18 protein-coding genes, 1 pseudogene and 1 riboswitch are annotated in these 18,454 nt (G+C 34.8%); of the genes and pseudogenes, 11 read left to right on the top strand and 8 right to left on the bottom strand.

What is annotated here, in order from left to right:
• Positions 1-11: 11 nt before the first annotated feature.
• From DN389_RS23685 to DN389_RS23695, 3 genes are read right to left on the bottom strand one after another with little or no spacing between them, the layout of a single operon-like run.
• Complete coding sequence (locus DN389_RS23685; RefSeq protein WP_000983746.1) at positions 12-1,019, bottom strand: FecCD family ABC transporter permease; 1,008 nt, start codon at positions 1,017-1,019, stop codon at positions 12-14.
• Positions 1,016-2,056 (bottom strand): FecCD family ABC transporter permease, encoded by a 1,041-nt coding sequence (locus tag DN389_RS23690; protein WP_149237675.1) that lies wholly within the window; start codon positions 2,054-2,056, stop codon positions 1,016-1,018. Before DN389_RS23690 ends, DN389_RS23685 begins: the two co-directional genes overlap by 4 nt.
• 48 nt (positions 2,057-2,104) lie before the next feature.
• Positions 2,105-3,022 (bottom strand): iron-hydroxamate ABC transporter substrate-binding protein, encoded by a 918-nt coding sequence (locus DN389_RS23695; RefSeq protein ID WP_149237676.1) that lies wholly within the window; start codon positions 3,020-3,022, stop codon positions 2,105-2,107.
• Positions 3,023-3,353: 331 nt separating this feature from the next.
• On the opposite strand from DN389_RS23695, the gene DN389_RS23705 reads away from it, so the two are divergent.
• Positions 3,354-4,403 (top strand): NAD(P)/FAD-dependent oxidoreductase, encoded by a 1,050-nt coding sequence (locus tag DN389_RS23705; protein ID WP_046958876.1) that lies wholly within the window; start codon positions 3,354-3,356, stop codon positions 4,401-4,403.
• A 260-nt stretch (positions 4,404-4,663) separates the two neighbouring features.
• On the opposite strand, the gene DN389_RS23715 is transcribed toward DN389_RS23705, so the two are convergent.
• Positions 4,664-5,032: a hypothetical protein gene (locus DN389_RS23715; protein WP_046953739.1), complete on the bottom strand. Its 369-nt coding sequence runs from the start codon at positions 5,030-5,032 to the stop codon at positions 4,664-4,666.
• Positions 5,033-5,212: 180 nt separating this feature from the next.
• Here DN389_RS23715 and DN389_RS23720 point away from each other — a divergent pair, with 180 nt between their 5' ends.
• The 7 genes and pseudogenes from DN389_RS23720 (at position 5,213) to DN389_RS23755 (ending at position 9,989) form a co-directional block, all read left to right on the top strand.
• Positions 5,213-5,452, top strand: coding sequence for a helix-turn-helix domain-containing protein (locus DN389_RS23720; RefSeq protein WP_002006755.1), 240 nt, complete (start codon positions 5,213-5,215; stop codon positions 5,450-5,452).
• Positions 5,453-5,687: 235 nt separating this feature from the next.
• Positions 5,688-6,209, top strand: coding sequence for a hypothetical protein (locus DN389_RS23725; protein WP_000051542.1), 522 nt, complete (start codon positions 5,688-5,690; stop codon positions 6,207-6,209).
• Between the two features lie 20 nt (positions 6,210-6,229).
• Positions 6,230-6,679: a hypothetical protein gene (locus DN389_RS23730; RefSeq protein ID WP_060486893.1), complete on the top strand. Its 450-nt coding sequence runs from the start codon at positions 6,230-6,232 to the stop codon at positions 6,677-6,679.
• Positions 6,680-6,842: 163 nt separating this feature from the next.
• Positions 6,843-7,511: an LSm family protein gene (locus DN389_RS23735; protein ID WP_001004279.1), complete on the top strand. Its 669-nt coding sequence runs from the start codon at positions 6,843-6,845 to the stop codon at positions 7,509-7,511.
• Between the two features lie 236 nt (positions 7,512-7,747).
• The gene (locus DN389_RS23740; RefSeq protein ID WP_149237677.1) at positions 7,748-9,013 is read left to right on the top strand and encodes an S-adenosylmethionine decarboxylase related protein; all 1,266 of its coding nucleotides are present in this window, start codon (positions 7,748-7,750) and stop codon (positions 9,011-9,013) included.
• A 215-nt stretch (positions 9,014-9,228) separates the two neighbouring features.
• Positions 9,229-9,384, top strand: a pseudogene (locus DN389_RS23750) (ATP-binding protein); the annotation flags it as partial.
• A gap of 224 nt (positions 9,385-9,608) precedes the next feature.
• Positions 9,609-9,989 carry a hypothetical protein gene (locus tag DN389_RS23755; protein ID WP_000424111.1) on the top strand — a complete coding sequence of 127 codons (381 nt, stop codon included), beginning with the start codon at positions 9,609-9,611 and terminating at the stop codon, positions 9,987-9,989.
• A gap of 27 nt (positions 9,990-10,016) precedes the next feature.
• On the opposite strand, the gene DN389_RS23760 is transcribed toward DN389_RS23755, so the two are convergent.
• Positions 10,017-10,649, bottom strand: coding sequence for a cyclase family protein (locus DN389_RS23760; protein ID WP_149237678.1), 633 nt, complete (start codon positions 10,647-10,649; stop codon positions 10,017-10,019).
• Positions 10,650-10,733: 84 nt separating this feature from the next.
• Positions 10,734-10,846, bottom strand: a riboswitch (SAM riboswitch).
• A gap of 149 nt (positions 10,847-10,995) precedes the next feature.
• Here DN389_RS23760 and DN389_RS23765 point away from each other — a divergent pair.
• Both DN389_RS23765 and DN389_RS23770 read left to right on the top strand, forming a co-directional pair.
• Entirely contained in the window at positions 10,996-12,105 is a 1,110-nt protein-coding gene (locus DN389_RS23765) for a PRK06851 family protein (RefSeq protein ID WP_149237679.1), read from the top strand.
• 121 nt (positions 12,106-12,226) lie between these two features.
• A complete protein-coding gene (locus tag DN389_RS23770) occupies positions 12,227-13,009 on the top strand; it encodes a nucleotidyltransferase domain-containing protein (protein WP_001208302.1) in 783 nt (260 codons plus the stop codon).
• A gap of 17 nt (positions 13,010-13,026) precedes the next feature.
• Here the strand turns inward: DN389_RS23770 and DN389_RS23775 are convergent, their stop codons facing one another.
• Positions 13,027-14,328: an MFS transporter gene (locus DN389_RS23775; RefSeq protein WP_149237680.1), complete on the bottom strand. Its 1,302-nt coding sequence runs from the start codon at positions 14,326-14,328 to the stop codon at positions 13,027-13,029.
• Positions 14,329-14,470: 142 nt separating this feature from the next.
• Positions 14,471-15,997: an FAD-dependent oxidoreductase gene (locus DN389_RS23780; protein ID WP_046953747.1), complete on the bottom strand. Its 1,527-nt coding sequence runs from the start codon at positions 15,995-15,997 to the stop codon at positions 14,471-14,473.
• Positions 15,998-16,578: 581 nt separating this feature from the next.
• Between DN389_RS23780 and desB the strand changes: the two genes are divergently transcribed.
• Positions 16,579-17,664, top strand: a complete 1,086-nt coding sequence (gene desB, locus DN389_RS23785) for a Delta(10) desaturase DesB (protein WP_000661211.1) — start codon at positions 16,579-16,581, stop codon at positions 17,662-17,664.
• 52 nt (positions 17,665-17,716) lie between these two features.
• Here desB and DN389_RS23790 read toward each other — a convergent pair whose 3' ends face one another.
• Positions 17,717-18,409, bottom strand: a complete 693-nt coding sequence (locus tag DN389_RS23790; protein ID WP_000461606.1) for an amino acid ABC transporter permease — start codon at positions 18,407-18,409, stop codon at positions 17,717-17,719.
• Between the last annotated feature and the right edge of the window lie 45 nt (positions 18,410-18,454).

The following is an 18,454-nucleotide window of genomic DNA, read 5'->3' on the forward strand; positions in this document are numbered from 1 at the left end:
GGGGGGGTTCTTTACGCCTTCTTAAGCAACAAATACATAAAGTAAGGAGCACCAATTAAAGCAACGACAATACCTGCTGGGATGCCATTAGGATCAACGATGTTTCGTCCGATTGTGTCTGCTAATAGCAATAGCCATCCGCCGATTAAAAGGGCGATAGGCATGAAAATTTGATGTCTCGGACCTACTAAAGATTTTGCGATATGAGGAGCCATTAGTCCGATAAAGCTAATTCCTCCTGTTACAGAAACAGCTGCAGCAGCAAGCGCGACGGCTGCAACTAATAAGTATCTGCGTTCTTTTTCAATTTCAATTCCAACACCGATTGCGACTGGTTCGTTTAACGCTAGAATGTTTAATCGATTTGCTTTATAGAAAACGAACGGAATTAATACGATTAACCATGGGAGCATTGCTAAAACGAAGATCCAGTCATCTCCCCAAATATTTCCGGCAATCCATTTTGAAATAAAGTCTACTTTCATACGATCTGCGGATGAAATAAGGACAATCATCATTCCAGATAGTGCAAAGGAAAAACCAATACCAGTTAATGTTAGTCGGATTGGCTGAAGTCCAGTTGATTTACTATATGAAAATACGTAAATTAGAACAGCTGTCAGAAATGCCCCGATAAATCCAACGACAGGTAGTAAGTAAAGAAATGAACCTACATCTATTGGAAAGTATAAAAAGAAAATAGCAACAGCAACACCGGCCCCAGAGTTGATTCCGAGAATACCAGGTTCAGCTAAATCATTTCGGGTAATTCCTTGCAGAATAGCTCCTGATAAAGCGAGAGCCATACCAGCTAATAATGTAATAACAATTCTAGGTAGTCTTAAAGAGTATAAAACAAACTCCTCTTTAAAAGTCCCTTGTCCCATTAATGTTGGGAGTAGTCGATCATAGGATAAAGATGCTGAACCAAGTCCCATTCCAACTACAATGGTGGTGATGGTCAGTATTAGTAAAGCGAGTATAATAAGACGTTGTTTTCTTAGAATAGATTGCATCATGAGAATGTTTTTCCTCCTTTACGTACAACGAATAGGAAGAATGGTAGCCCTACAATTGCGACAATAGCGGCAACTGGTGTTTCGTATGGAGCGTTAATAGTACGGCCAATTGTATCTGCAAGTAGCATAAAGGAAGCTCCAGCAATTGCTGACATCGGTATAACAAATCGGTAATCTGGACCGACAATTGGGCGTACCATGTGAGGTACCATTAAACCGATAAATGCCATATTTCCGACAAGCGCTACAGACGCACCAGCAAGTAAGATAATAATGATAAATAGAATGGTTTTAATAACAATAATTTTTTGACCTAGTCCAACAGCAACTTCTTCACTGAAACTAAGGACTGTCAATTTTTTTGCTAGTAAGATAGCGATAAAGATACTAATTGAAATGACTGGAATAATAATTTTTAATTGGCCCCAAGTTGTTCCAATTACGCCCCCAGCAGTCCAAAGTGATACCTCTTGTGAAATTTTAAAATAAATGCCGACACCTTCTGAAATTGCGAGTAGAAATGCTGAAACGGCAGCCCCTGCTAATACAATTCGAAGAGGAGAAAGTCCACCTTTTTTCACCATGCCAATGCCAAATACCATAATTGCGCCAATTGCAGCACCGATAAAGCAAGCAAATGTTAAGTAAAGATAGCTGATGGAAGGGTTGAAAGCAAGTGTCAGTGCAAGCGCAGCATTTGCTCCACCAGATAGCCCTAATAATCCAGGATCTGCAAGTGGATTTCGTGTTAATCCTTGCATAATTGCTCCAGAAACAGCAAGTCCCGCTCCTACAAAAATAGCAGCAACTTCACGTGGCAAACGTATTTCGCGAATAATAGATATTTTGTCTCCTTTAACGGAGGAAGTAAGTGCTAACCATACGTCTTTTATTGAAGTATCTGCAGCACCTAATACCATTGCCACCATAAAAATAAGAAAGAATGCAATTAAGCTCAAAATGAGTTTGTATGTAAAAGCTATAGAACGTGGATTGTCGTGATCTTTTGTCATTCGTTTCACATCTTTTCTGTTCATAGAATAAAGGAAGAGGAATTCTTAAATTAAGAATTCCTCATGTTTGTATTATTTACCAAGAAAGTTCTTCTTGAAGAAGTCTAGTTGGAAGTCTAATGTAAGTGGATCATTGAAATAGAATTCCATCATGTTTGCTTCGTATACGCGATTATTTTTTACTGCTGGGATGTTTTTATATGATTCTGTCTCTTGGAATGAGTTATCAGTATCTTTGTTTTTACTTACGATTAAGTAATCACCAGCAAACTCAGGTAATACTTCAGTAGATAATGCGTAGTAACCTTCTTTTAATGCTTTTTCTTTTACTTTTTCAGGCATTTTTAATTTCATTTCTTGGTACAGAATTTCTGTTCCACGGCCCCAGTTTTCGCCGTATACATAAAGCTGTTTGTTGAAGTTTTCTACAACAGAAACTGTTGTATCTTCACCAATTTTTGCTTTAATTTCTTTACCAGCGTCTTGTGCACGTTTCTTGAAGTCATCAACCCAAGTTTTTGCTTCTTTTTCTTTGTTTAATAACTTACCGATTTCTAAATGCTGTGTTAAGTAATCAACTTTTCCGTAAGTGTATGTTACAGTAGGAGCGATTTTCTTTAACTTATCGACATTTTTAATATTTGATAAACCAATGATTAAATCTGGATTTAGTTCAGCGATTTTTTCAACGTTTTCATCTGATACTTCAGCAACATCTTTCAGTTTGCTATCAAAGCGTGGGTTTTGTTTAGACCATGAATCTACCCCAACAAGATTTACATCTAATGACATTACGTTACCAGCGAATGATGATAAAACAACAACACGTTTTGGATTTGCAGGAACTTCTACTTTACCATTTTCAGATTGGTATGTAATTGTTTCTGATTTACTACCTTTTGCATCGTTCTTTTTGTCTGTAGAGCCATTGCTACAAGCGCTCATAACAAGAACGAAAAGAACTGTTAGTGAAATAAATAACTTTTTCATTGTTTTTCTCCTTTAACATAGATGATATGTGTATATAACAATTTGTTTAACTGCAATCTGTTTGAAAGAGTAGTGGTAATACAAAATGCTTATTAAAAATCTTGAATATGAGATTTTACAATATAGTATTAACCATATTAGTGAAAGAAGATGTAATCTCAAATTTGCTAATTATTAACAAAATGATAATGATTATCACTATTGATTCTTTAAATAATATAATTTTATATAGATGTATTGTCAATAGTAATTTTGATTGTAAATTTTGCGGAAACAGGTTATATTTTATTGAGAATGATAATCAATGAATAGTAGCTGAGGAGTGACACGAATGAATCAAGAAGAATTGTTTGATGTAACTGTGATAGGCGGAGGACCTGCAGGGCTTTATTCAGCTTTTTATAGTGGACTCAGAGAGATGAAAACGAAAATAATAGAATTTCAACCACAGTTAGGTGGAAAAATACATGTTTATCCAGAGAAGATGATTTGGGATGTAGGAGGGCTGCTGCCAGTTACAGGTGATAAATTAATTGAACAACTTGTACAGCAAGGGCTAACATTTAAGCCAGAAGTGGTATTAAGTACAAAAGTAGAATCGATTATTCGTAACGAAGATGGCACTTTTACGTTAAAAGCAAGCACTGGAGAAGAACATTTTTCAAAAACAGTTATCGTCGCAACTGGAAGTGGTATATTGAAACCTCAAAAGTTATCAATTGAAGGTGCTGAGCGATTTGAAGTATCTAATTTAAATTATACAGTGAAATCTTTAAAGCGTTTCAAAGGTAAGACGGTCATTATTTCCGGCGGAGGAAATTCTGCTGTTGATTGGGCAAATGAATTAGAACCAATTGCGAAAAAAGTCTATGTAACATATAGAAAAGAAGAATTATCTGGTCATGAAGCACAAGTAAAACAACTGCTGAACAGCTCGGCGGAGTGTTTCTTTAATACATCGATTACAAAACTCATTGCTGGTGATAATCATGAAGCGATCGAATATGTAGAATTAACGAATCATGAAACAAGTGAAATTTCACATTTACCTATTGATGAAGTGATTATTAACCATGGATATGAACGTGACATTACGTTATTAGAAAATAGTGAGTTAGACGTTGCAATTATAGATAATTATTATATTGCAGGTAATGCGAATAGTGAGTCCTCTGTAGATGGATTATATGCTGCGGGAGATATTTTAAAGCACGAAGGGAAATTACACTTAATTGCGGGAGCATTCCAAGATGCTGGAAATGCTGTAAATAAAGCGAAACAATTTATTCAACCTGATGCAAGTGAGTACGGAATGGTTTCTTCGCATAATGAAGTATTTAAGAAGAGAAATCGTGAATTGATCAAGCAGATGATGAAATAATAAAGTGAAACTGTAATTAGTGGGGCCATTCTCCGCTGATTATGGCTACGCACTAATATAGCAGGATAAAGAAACAAGTAACCCCCATTTACTTCTCTTTTCGAGTGACGAGAGAGGTAAATGGGGGTTTTCCTGTTTACTATATTTTCAATCATTGTAATGACACCGGTTTCATCAGTTCATGTGATATGAACGTTTTATTTGTAAATCTTCCTAGAAAACAATGAATCTATGTTTTGCTGCCGCAGAACAGTATTACATTATGCTGTCCCTTTAGCTCGTTCGTTAGGAAATGGCATATTTAATATAGAAGCAATGTACTGTTTTCCATGCATTCGAGCTAATGATTCTAATATTTGACGGACGCGTTTTGTAAGATGTCCTTGTTCCTTTATAGCTTCACAATATGCGTCATAGAAAGCGTATTTAGCCCAAAGGAAATCATCTTGTTGGAATAAAAAATGATTTTTGTACCATTCCCCAATTGTATGGTAACAATTGTTTTCATGTATTGCTGCGCTTTGAGAAAGAATACGATCAGATAAAGATGTAGTTAAATGAGAAATTGTGTTTTCTGTTTCAAATTGTAATGTTTTTTCTAACATTGTAATGATGTGACGAGTAGCCATATGTTAACTCTCCTTTGTGTAAATGGGTAATACCATTCTATATTTAAAAAATCCTTACTATATTATTATACAATATATGGAATGCATCCACCTTCTTTTTAAATTGCATTTACAAAATCTTTTTTATTTGTTTACAAAAATAAAGTAAGATACAGTATATATGAAAAAAATAATAAAGGAATGAACGCGTTGTATATAACAGTAGAAGAAGCTGCGGAGTATTTGAATTTACCAAAGTCGTATATTGAAGAGCTAATTCAGCAAAAGAAAATTCGTGCACTATTTGATGGAGAGCAATATTTATTAAATAAAGAACAATTCAATACACATTTAGAACAAATGGAGAAATATAAGCAATTAGTGGAAGATATATTGAACGAACCAATTCCAGAAGATATGGATGTTAAAGACGAAGATTAAACTATGGGAGATCCCGTATGAAGATATGCAGAAATGTATATTCATACGGGATTTTTTGTTTAAAGATATCAAAAGCCTAAGGAGCGTTTAGCATTTCTTCGAATTTTGATAGGTAGTAGTCTACCATGTTAAAAGCATATTTTTTTCTAGCTAGGACAAACATAGAGAACGTAACCTGTACAGATACATATACTATCAGTGCAAAAGCTTATAAATTAATGGAAGGGGTTTTCTCGTGAGTTTATTTCATTGTGATTTTTTGAAAGACTTAATTGGATCTTATGTGAGAGTAAACAGGGGTGGTCCAGAATCTCAAAAAGGAACAATAATATCAGTATGTCCGGACTACTTCGTATTGCAGAATGAAAAAGGCGAGCTTTATTACTATCAACTTAGTCATCTAAAAAGTATTACAAAAAATGCGAAAGACTGTGGATCAAGTGATTGCGATTGGGAAGATTGCGCATGTGCAGAAGACTTTGAAGCACTACTTCAAAGCTTCAAATATTGCTGGGTGAAAATTAATCGCGGTGGTCCAGAGAAAGTAGAAGGCATCTTACAAGATGTTTCGTGTGATTTCGTGACATTGATCGTAAAAGAAGAAATTATATTAGTTGCACTAAAGCATATTAAAAGCGTTAACTATAATGCATTAGCATGCGGAGAGAGCGATGAGAGCGACGATAGTAGTAAGGAAAGTAGTAGTAATAATTCAGGTCGCGCTCGTGCACAAAGACAATCAAGTAGAGGAAGATAATAAGAAAGGGGGATACGAAATTGGAGAGCGTATTATGCTGTGAGCAAATTAAGTGTTTAGTCGGTGAGACTGTAAAAGTAAATCTTCGTGGACCAGAGAGTCGAGTGGGGGTACTTGTATCGTTAGGAAGAGATTACCTTACATTACAACTTCCTCTTGGTGAATTAGTATATTACCAACTAAAGCATGTGAAGAGTCTAGTTAAGAAAGTGAAAGAAAGTAAATGTGGCGATTGCTATAGCTCATGTTTCTGCTCTGATGAGGATACTTTTTTGGATATATTAAAAGACTTGAAGTATAAGTGGGTAAAGATTAATCGTGGCGGTCCAGAATGTGTAGAAGGTTTGTTAAGTGAGGTACACCATGACTGTATTACACTAGTAAACGGCGATGAAGTTATTTATGTAATTAAGTCTCATATTAAGAGTGTGAGCCAAGTAGTGAAATGTAAAAAGAATGAAGAAGAATAATGTTTGATAAATAAGAGGGGCATTATGGTTGAAGGTGAAGAACGATTTCTTATTTCGGATAGTATGAAAAGGAAGTCCTTACTCTTAAGACGGAACATTGCCCCTGATTATTTTTTGGAATGGAGAATAGGAAAGCAAAAAATTTATAGGAAGGAGGATATAGATGAATGAGTTAAACAAAAGTATTGGAGAAAATATATATGTTAAACTAATCGGTGAAAAAAGATTTAAAGGTGTATTAATAGACGTAGGAAATGATATTGTTGTTCTTTACAATGGACAAGACTACGTATATATATCTTTATACCATGTACAATATTATAAATTTTTAAGACCATATGATGAGGAAATATCAAAACCAGATGTTGATTCTGTAATTAAGAGGGAATCGCCTTCTATTTCTTTGAGAAAAGTATTAAGCACTTCTAAAGGGATTTTTACAGAGGTTTATGTAGCAGGAAATGCTCCAATACATGGTTATGTTACAAGTGTAATGAACGATTATATTGTTTTTTATAGTCCAGTTTACAAAACAGTATATATATCTTTAAAGCATTTGAAATGGTTAATTCCGTATAAAGAAAATCAAGTCCCGTACGCCCTCAATAAAAATGAACTCCCCGTGAATCCATTAAATATTACGTTAGCTAGAACATTTGAAGAACAGCTTATTAAAATGTCCGGCAAAATCATGGTGTTCGATTTAGGTGAGGAATCTAATAAAATCGGAAAGATGGCAAAGATTGATGAAGGGCATATTGAAATATTAAAAGCACGTGATGCAAAAATGTATGTGAATATTCAACATGTGAAATCTGTCCATTGTCCGTAATCTAGTTGAAAGGGCTGGCTTTTTCTTTTATATGCAGAAGAAAAGGTCGAGCCTATTTGTTTAGCTCGATTTGAATATGAGAGGGAAAATGAATTGAATATAAATGTGTTAGTGTGACCTTTGAAGAGGAAATCTTGTGCAAAATTATAAAAAATATGTACGAGCCATTTTTTATATATTCAATTTATTTTTTTGTGGGAGAACTGCTCAACTAATATATTAAAGGGGTTTTGTTTGTGGAGCAGTTTCCAAATTCGTTATCGATTACATTACTTGGTAGTGCTGGTGGAGCAGCAAAAGCAGTTTTAGCAATTTTAAATCAAGCGATAGCAAATGAAAAAGACCCGATTTATGAAGCGATAAAGAATGTTACATTTCATTTGGTTGATATAAAACAAAAAGATAGGGCTTATTATGGTGAGTTGTTTCCAAATTTGAAAGATCAATTGTTTTTATATGAAATCGACCTTCAAGATGTAGTGAAATTCAAACAACATTTGAAAGAAAAAAGTACGGGTGTTGTTATTGATGTTTCGGGTGCAGATACGATCAGAGTCTTAAGCTGTTGTAATGAACTTGGAATTTTTTATATTAATTCAGCTTTGGAAAATGAGGCAGTAGATCAGGACGATAGTTTAATCGGCTTTCAGCTTACGGAAAGATATACGAGGTTTGAGAAGGAGAAAGAGAAATTTACAAATACAAAAGCAATTATAGGCTCAGGTATGAATCCAGGTGTTGTTCAATGGATGGTCGTTGAACTTATGAAGGAACGTCCACAGGAGAAGCCAAGAGCATGCTATATAGTAGAACATGATACGTCATTTTTGAATGATACAGCACTGATAAAGCCTCATACACTTTATGCTTCATGGGCAGTAGAGCGATTTCTAGATGAAGCGATATGGAGTTATCCGATGTATATGAGTCATCATCGTCCCCTTTATTTTTATGAAGATGTATATGCTTCAGAGTATAAAGTAAAGTTAGGAGAGAAAGAGTTTTATGGTTGTTTAATGCCACATGAGGAAGTTTTAATTTTAGGAAAAAATTTCAACATGGAAGTGGGTTTTCTTTACCGAATTAATGAGTATACGACCAATGTAATTAGACAGAACTTAGATCGAGTAGAAGATTTATGGAATTGGAATCGTAAAGTATTTAATCCAGCGGAAGAAGAAATCGCCGGGGAGGATCTGGTTGGTGTACTACTCGTTTATGAAAATAGCGAGACGTATATGTACAATGTAATGAATAGTAGCCAAGTTTTTCATAAATATAAAACGAATGCAACTTACTTTCAAGTAGGGTGCGGGATTTATGCAGGCTTGTGCAGTTTACTTTTAGACCACTTTGGACAAGGTGCTTACTATGTCGAGGAATTATTATTAAATACAGAAAGTAAGTACGGCGACTATCTAAATTTATATATGAATAATTTTATAATAGGACATAATAATTTTTCGGATGGTCTGCTACATGATAGGGTAAGGTGGATATAAGTTATAGCGAAAAGGAAGGGGAGGTCTCCTTCCTTTTCGTATGATAAGGTTACATCTTACCCTGAAAGCAATTTCATACTTATAATTTAAGGAGATAATATGTAGAGTTTTTGTATTGAGTATGAGGAGTATTTATATGAACAAATTTAAAAGCTTGATATATGAGGAAAGAGAAGCTTTAAAAGTATTTAAAAAAATTAACGGATTTGTTAGGGAAAATCGATAAAGCGTTTTACAAAACAAAGGAGAATGGTACGGGACTGGGGTTAATGATTACATATAAAATCATTGAGGAGCATCAAGGAAGTATCGCAATTCAAAGTAGCGTAGGAATTGGAACGAAAGTAGAGATTTTTTTAACGACAGTATAATGTGCTAGAGAAAAATATTTTTCAGAAAAGTGTTCTTGTTGTGTAAATATAAACATTTTATAAAATGTTTCAAGAAGGGTTTTTTTTATAAAATACTTCGTTTATAATGGAGGAAAATATCGACATGAGATTTGTTATTCATGTAACGGTTCGGTAGTGTTAGAGCAAGAAGGGGTGCACGCGCATCCTTTTTTCTATGCAGATATTATGAAAGAGGTGGTATGATGGAATTAACATTAAATTCGACTGTATGTTTACACACGATTCAATTTCGAAAAGAGCAAAAGAATTATATTGTAAAAGATACAATTACAGGAGAAAAATATGAAATGCCGCCACTTTGGATTGATGCATTGGCAATGATGCGTGACGGTTTTTTATTGGGGGAAATTGAGGAGAAATTAAAAGAAGAGTATCCAGACGAAGAAATAAATATGTTAGCATTTACGAGGCAACTGTTAGAGCTAGAGCTTGTCGGAATGGTAGATGGGGAAGAAATAGCTTGTACAAAGAAGAAAGAGAAAGATTATTTAGCTTGGTTACGTCCTCGTGTCGAGCAATTCTTTCTTAGTTTAAATAAAAAAAATAGAAGCAAAGGTCAGTGATGATCTTTGCTTTTTTGTATAGTTTGTTTAAAAAATTACAGCGAATGCCCTTGCGAAAGCACCGTCGCTATCTTTAATTTTTAAAGGTGCCGCTGAGAAAAAGAAACGTTTCGTGTTAATGGCATCTAAGTTTGTTAAGTTTTCGATTAAATAAATATTATTCCCAAGTAGTATGTGATGAATTGGCGATGTTTCTGTCGTTACCTCATCAGGAGAAATGAAATCTAAACCGACAGATTTTACTTTTAATTGAACTAGTTCTTCAGCTAATTCTTCAGAAAGATAAAAAGCTTCTTTCTCATATGCTTCTGTATTCCATTTCGTAGATAGATTGGAATGGAAAATGACAATATCACCTTCTTTTATGTCAGCGCTGTGTAATACTTCTTTAGGTAGTTTTCGTTCTTGTACATGAGTTACATCAATAAGAACAGCTTCGCCTACAAATTGATCTAGGGGTAATTGATCAATAGTCGTTGCGCCTGAAATGAAATGAGCAGGAGCATCACAATGCGTGCCAACATGAACGACAGAATGAAAATCTGTAACTTGATAGCCTGTCTCTTCAACGCTTGTAATGGCTCCTAAATTGATTTTTGGTGTTCCAGGGAATTGGGACATATTGTTTTCAAATGTTTGTGATAGGTCAATTACTTTCATTTTAAATACCTCCAATATATGTTTTGAAATAAAAAAACTCACCTTTCATAATCAAGAAAGATGAGTTTTGTACACAATAGTTACGTTTTATCTTTCAAAATGCAATGCATTTTGCAGGAATTAGCACCTATTCAGTTTGTATAAACTGAGGTTGCTGGGCGTCAAAGGGCCGGTCCCTCTGCCTCTCTTGATAAAGACATATTAAGTTTTTGTTTCTGAATATTCACTACTTTTAAATTGTAATTCATTTCCTTTTTTCGTGCAATACAAAATAGGTATTCACCCAAATAAAGTTGCTCGCATATTGTAGCTTATGTAAATAGAATGCTGCGAAGGAGTGAGTGCAGTGACAGGGAATGTATTGAATTATTACGCTGGTGGAAATACAGCTAGAGGATTTCATAATTTATACGACGAGAATTTAAAAGGGCTAAACAGGTTATTTATTTTAAAGGGTGGTCCTGGAACCGGGAAATCTTCTTTAATCAAAGCAATAGGTCGTGAGTGGGTTGAAAAAGGATATGATATTGAATTTTTACACTGTTCTTCTGATAATAAATCGGTTGATGGTGTAATTATCCCGAAGTTAAAAGTAGGAATTGTTGATGGAACATCACCGCATGTTATTGAGCCGAAAATGCCAGGAGTTGTCGAGGAGTATATTAATTTAGGGGTTGCTTGGGACTCAAATAAATTAAGAAAGCAGAAGGTGGAAATTGAACGATTTGTTTCAGAAGCAAGCAAGGCTTTTCAAACTGCTTACGCATGTTTTAACGAGGCACTAGTTATACATGATGAGTGGGAGAAAATATATATTAATAATATTGATTTTAATAAAGCAAATGAACTAACCGATCAGCTGATTCAGAAGTTATTTACAGATAAAGGCGGGAAACAATCGCTTGTGAAACATCGGTTTTTAGGGGCAGCTACACCGAAAGGAGCAGTTGATTTTGTTCCTAATTTAACAGAGGGATTACCACATCGTTATTTTATAAAAGGACGCCCAGGATCTGGGAAATCAACAATGCTTAAAAAATTAGCTAAGGCAGCAAAAGAAAAAGGATTTGAAGTTGAAGTATATCATTGTGGATTTGATCCAAATAGTCTTGATATGGTTATCGTAAGAGAATTAGGGTTTGCAATTTTTGATAGTACCGCACCACATGAATATTTTCCGAGCCGCGAAGGTGATGAAATTATAGATATGTATGCCTTGATTGTGACACCAGGGACAGATGAGAAGTATGCGACAGAAATTCGTGACGTGTCGATTCAATATAAAGCAAAAATGAATGAGGCGATGTCTTTCCTAGCGAAAGCGAAATCAGTTCGTGATAAATTAGAACGAATATATATTGCTGCTATGGATTTTTCAAAAGTAGATGCATATAAAGAGGAGATTCAAAAAGAGTTTGAACGAATTGCGGTTAGTGTAACAGAAAAGAACAAGTAAAAAATAAAGGATTTTAGTAGGCTGTCGGGAATTTTCTGACAGCTATTTTAGTATGTAGTAAAATTAGCAGTATATTTGTCGAATTTCCAAGGAAATAATCAAAAAATGGAGAGGGTATGAAATGAGAGAGAAAATTAGAGTGGAGTTAGCAAGAATTGAACAAGAGAATGATGTGAAAATTTTATTTGCAGTGGAATCAGGGAGTCGTGCTTGGGGATTTCCATCGAAAGATAGTGATTATGATGTTAGATTTGTCTATATGCATCCGGTAGAGTGGTATTTATCAATTCATGATAAACGAGATGTAATTGAGTATCCGATTAGTGATGATTTAGATATAAGCGGATGGGATATTAAAAAGGCATTACAGTTATTCGCAAAGTCAAACCCAGCTTTACTCGAATGGATTCGATCACCGATTTTCTATTCGAAAAACTCTCATTTTCCAGAACAGCTTCAGCAAATGAGTGATAAGCACTTTGATCCAAAAGCAACGATATATCATTACTTACATATGGCTTCAAAAAATTATCGTGAATTTTTGCAAGGTGAGAACGTAAAATTGAAAAAATACTTTTATGTATTGCGTCCTATTTTAGCTTGTAAGTGGCTAGAGGAGAAAACAACTTTACCACCTGTAGAATTCGATCGATTGATTACAGAATTATCGTTAGAACGTAGCGTATTAAATGAAATTGAACAGTTGTTAATAAAGAAAAAGGCAGGTACTGAATTAGATGTTGGATTAAAAATTGAGGTGTTGAATCAATTTTTAGAAGAACAAATTCATTACTATCAGCAATATGTAAAAGGAATTGAAAAGGGATCAGGAATCGATATTGAGAGTTTAAATACATTGTTTCGAGATATGTTGTTTGAAGTATACGAAAAAGAGCACAAGTGAGAGTTTGTGCTTTTTTTTTATTTTGTAGGAATAAAGAAAACAGATATAGCTGCAAGAAGACCCGCGAATGAGAATAAGTAAAAATTCCATGCTAAGTCATATTGCATTGTCATAATAATACCGACAAGAATAGGACCAGCAATCGCACCAACTCGGCCAAGTCCAAGTCCCCAGCCTAAGGAGGTAGCTCGGATATGGGATGGGAAGTATTGTATTACATATGCATTTAATATTTGAGTAATACCGACTGATCCAATTCCAGCAAGGCCGATTAAAAGATAAATGATTGTAACAGATGGTTTAATTGTTAATAGTCCAATACATATAGCTGCCATAAGATAGGAGATGCTAATAACAATTTTAGCCCCTATACGATCCGCGATTGCTCCAGCAAATAATGCACCGATAGCGGCAGTAATATTTAGCATAAGTAAAAATGATAGACTAGATCCAAGAGGGTAACCTGCTTGGCGCATCATCTGCGGTAACCAAGTGTTTAAACCGTATATTAAAAACATTCCCATTATATAAGTAATCCAAAAAAGCAGCGTCGCTTTTATGTACTCTTTTGAGAATAACGTAAGAAATCCATTTTTCTTTCGTATATTAGGTGGGGCTTGACGAGTTTCCTGTTTTGCATTGAATTCAATTTGAAAACGATTAAGGATTTGTTCCACTTCTTCTTGTCGATTACGTGATAACAAAAATTGAATGGATTCAGGTAAATAACGAATGATGAAAGGAATGAGGAGTAGTGGAATCATTCCGATGCCAAACATAATTCTCCATCCGAAATCTTCTAACATAAACATAGACAAAATAGCACCTAACACGATACCTAAAGGATAGCCAGTAAACATAAGAGCATAAATAAAAGATTGTCGCTTTTTTGGTGAATATTCAACAGTAAGTGCTGAAGCTGTTGGAATAACACCGCCTAATCCGATTCCTCCGATAAATCGAGATAAACCAAATAATTCAGGGGAAGGAGCAAGTGCAGCAAGGCCCATTGTGATGGAGAAAAGTGCTAAACAGCATATAAGCGTCCATTTTCGTCCAATTAGATCTGTAATGGTTCCAACTAGAATAGCGCCAATAAACATCCCAAATAAAGCATAGCTAGCAATTGTACCAGCGTGTGCCGGTGAAAGTGCCCAGCTTTTGTCTTCTAGGAGCTTTGGCAGAACGGCACCGTAAATACCTAAATCATATCCATCAGCTAGAATGGCTAGCCAACAAATAAAAACAACAAGTTTTGTAATAGAGCTTGAAAAGATAGTTTTTGTAGATTCTAGATGAGGTGGAGCTGAAGTTTGCATAGTATTCCCTCCTTTTATTTATAGATAAATATATTATTTTATTTGATGTTAATATTTCCCTTCTTATGTCGAAGTTTATCTGAAAAGATTTTATAACAAATAAAGAAGTTCAACAGGAATCCTGTTGAACTTTTTTATTTGTTTACTCATTATCAACTCGTTTTAACGGTTGATCTGCTGGACCTTCCATAACATCTCCCTCAATTGAAAAGCGGGAACCATGGCAAGGGCAGTCCCAAGTACAATCACCATTATTCCATTCAACTTCGCAGCCGAGATGTGTACAAGTTGTATCGACAATATGTAATTTCCCATCTTTGTCCTTATAAGCACCTGCTCGTTTCCCATTAACATGTACGACAGATCCTTCACCAACTTCGAGATCTTCTGGCTTACGTAATGCGGTTTCAATCTTTCCTTCAATTAAATGTTTCGCAACATCAATGTTCTGGGAGAGGAATGTTTTTATATCTGGATTTGCATGGAAGCGTGATGGTGCATACAGTTCCTTATAGGGATTGTGGACTTTTAGAATGGAGTCCTTCAGTAAATGAGCGGCAGCAGTTCCAGTTGTCATTCCCCATTTACGATATCCAGTTGCAACAAATATATTTGGATTTCTTTCGTTAATATGTCCGATATAAGGAAGCTTATCTAGCGTGATTAAATCTTGTGCTGACCATCTATAGGGAACTTCATCTACTCCAAACGTTGCTTCCGCAAAAGAATACAGTGCTTCGTAATGAAGCATCGTGTTTATTCCTTGTCCTGTTTTATGACTTTCTCCGCCAATTAAAATTAATTGTTCTCCATTGTTTGTTGTATAGCGTAAGGAGCGTTTTGGATCATCAATACTTAAATACATGCCACCTGGATAATCTGTTTTTGCTTTAATGGCAAGAGCATAAGAGCGTTCTGCGTACATTCGCGTAAAGAAAAAGCTATTCGCATCATAAAAAGGAAAATGTGAACAAGAGACAACATATTCACAAGTGATGCGATGTCCGCTCTTTGTAATGACTTGTGGATAATCACCCTTTTCCACATCAATAGCTGTTGTTTGTTCATAAACTTTTCCGCCCATCTCTACAAACTTTTCTAAAAGTGTTTTCAAATAAAGAAGGGGATGGAATTGGGCTTGATTTTTCATGACAAGTGCAGATTGTACTGGAATTGGAATCGATAGAGATTGAACATAGTCACAAGGTATATTTAATTTTTGATAGGCTTCATATTCTTTCGATAAATTTCTTAATCCATTATCAGTAGTTGTATATAAAAATGAATCTTCATTTGAGAAATTACAGTCGATTTTATATGTTTGCACAGTTTCATTAATAAATTGTAGAGCATGATTATTTGATTCATAGTAAAGCCCGGCTTTTTCCAAACCGAAATGATTTACTAATTCATCATAAATAAGATCGTGTTGAGCTGTTACCTTTGCTGTTGTATGCCCAGTCGTTCCGTTTAAAATAAGACCAGAATCAATTAAAACAACATCGATGCCTTCTTTCGCAAGTAAATAGGCAGTAGTAATACCTGTAATACCAGCACCGATAACAGCAACTTTCGTCTTTATATTTTCGGATAAAGGGGGAAAAGCAGGGATTTGAGTAGATTCAATCCAATAAGATAATGGGAATTGTGGAAATGTATCGCTTGTCATTATAGAAACCTCCCGATTTTAGAACAATTTTCCTTTTAATATTTCCATAAGATATGAAATTCATGTGTGCTGTTTTAGAGAGAGTCTATTTTTATTAAAAGAAAGATAAAATTATTTCAATATAATTATTTGGTATTGTCGGTATGAAGAGATAGGAGTTGTGTAAAGCTAGATTCAGGTGAGTTTATTTGTTGTTTACACAGAGATTTCTTGAATAAGGTAGAGTCTATAGTATGTCAGCATATGTATATGCATAATGGTTAAAACCTTATAAAATCTATGTTTTTTCTTTAGTGGAATAAAGTATGATTATAAAAATATAACCAACTTTTATTACTAGGTCATAAAAGTTATTGACAATATGGAAATTCTATTGATATGATTCATCATGTGGAAAGGTTGATAGAGAGTAAAAAGAGAAATGTTTTTCATTGATAATAAAAGCGAAAAATAAGTGACGATAGAGTGAGTATATTTTCCTTATAATAGATGCTTTTTTAATCACCTAGTAACATCAATCTGGAAGCAAGAATTGATATATGTAAGTTGCGCAAGGCGCGGCATAAGAAAGGGGCAAAAGGATGAAGGAGCTTCATACGTTTGGGTGGTATGCAGCACGTGTATCACCACATTTGCCGAAAAAAGCATTTAAACCAGTTCCTACTCGTTTATTTGGTGGACTGGCTTATTTGCTTGTGGCATTGGCGGGGTTAATATCGATTGGTGTATTTGAATTGAATGTGTGGGCGAATCTAGGAATTGCGATTGTTCTTGGATTATGTTTTGCTTCACTTGGATTTTTAGGACATGAAATTTTACATGGAACTGTTGTAAGAAAAGCATGGCTTCGTGATTTTTTAGGCGCGATAGCATTTATGCCATTATCAACTGGCCCGAAGCTTTGGAGAAAGTGGCATAATGCAACGCATCATGTTCATACACAACATGAAGAGAATGACCCAGATGCATGGCCTACACTTGAGAAACTGAAAAAGAGTAAGTTTTTAAGCTGGGTATATCACATGCCTCTTCATGTTCGTTCATTCTTTAGTTTTCTGTCACTAACCATTCAATTTACGTTACATTCGACTCGAATGTTCTTTCATTTTATAAAGGATTTTAAGTCATCCAATCAAAAATCTGTATGGCTTCAACTTCTTTTGCCTTGGACTGTTTGGATTAGTTTATTGTTTATTATGGGACCTGGAAAATGGTTATTTGCATATGTAATTCCATTGTTAATTGCTAACTTTATTGTAATGGCATATATCGCAACAAATCATCGCTTAAATCCAATTGTTCCAGTAAATGATCCGTTAGCGAACTGTTTATCAGTAACAGTGCCGCGCTGGGTAGACGTTTTACATTTCAATTTCTCATATCATACAGAACACCATTTGTTCCCTGCTATGAGCTCTAAATACTATCCGTTAGTAAAAGAGAAAATTAAAGAAATGTGGCCGGAACGCTATCATGAGATGCCAATGACAAAAGCTTTGGCAGCGCTATGGAATACACCACGTGTGTATTATCAAGGAAGTGAATTAGTGGATCCGCATAGAGAGCATTTCTATGGTTCTTTAGGAAATGGACTAGATCCTCATAATATTTCATATCGTGAGGACCATATAGAGGAAGAAGAGAGTATTAAAAAAATAAATCAGTAAAAATTGATATATTTTGCAGTGAAAAAGCAAGCCATTTCAGGCTTGCTTTTTTTTATAAAGAGACTTCTTTTTTATTCTTTTTGCTAAATTGAACTGAATTTGTTTCTTTTCGTTGTAATCGTTTTTCTAAAAGATTAACAAAATAAGTAAATAGAAGAACAAGTACGAGGTAATATAAACCAACAATTATGTATGTATCTAATTGTTGGAAGTTACTTGCAGCAATTGATAAACCTGATCCCCATAATTCGGACAATCCTACATATGCAACGAGAGAGGAGTCCTTTAATCCAATAATAAACTGATTTCCTAAAGGAGGAAGAGATTGACGAAATGCTTGCGGTAATACAATACGGCGCATTGCTAAAGGATAAGGCATACCTAAAGAACGAGCAGCTTCCAATTGTCCACGGTCGACAGATTGAATGGAACCGCGGAAAATTTCAGTAATATATGCACCGTTATGGATTGCTAAAGCAATTGCTCCTGCCCAAAAAGGAGTGAAGACAATAATCGATGTAATACCGAAATAGAGAATGGCAATTTGAACAATTAAAGGTGTACCACGAATAATGGCGATATATACATGAGCAATACTATTTAAAATCTTATTGTTAGAGATTCGAAAAAAAGCGAATAGTAATCCAATTAGTGAACCAAGTAATAGGGATGTTAGTGTTAATTGTAATGTGACAATAGTAGCCTTTAAGAGTGTGGGATAAGTAGACATAAAAATTTCAAACATATGTGTCACCTCATATTGTATGGATTTTGGTAGGGAATGAAATAC

The sequence above is a fragment of the Bacillus sp. AY3-1 genome (genome assembly GCF_008368785.1).
Taxonomy (GTDB): Bacteria; Bacillota; Bacilli; order Bacillales; family Bacillaceae_G; genus Bacillus_A; species Bacillus_A wiedmannii.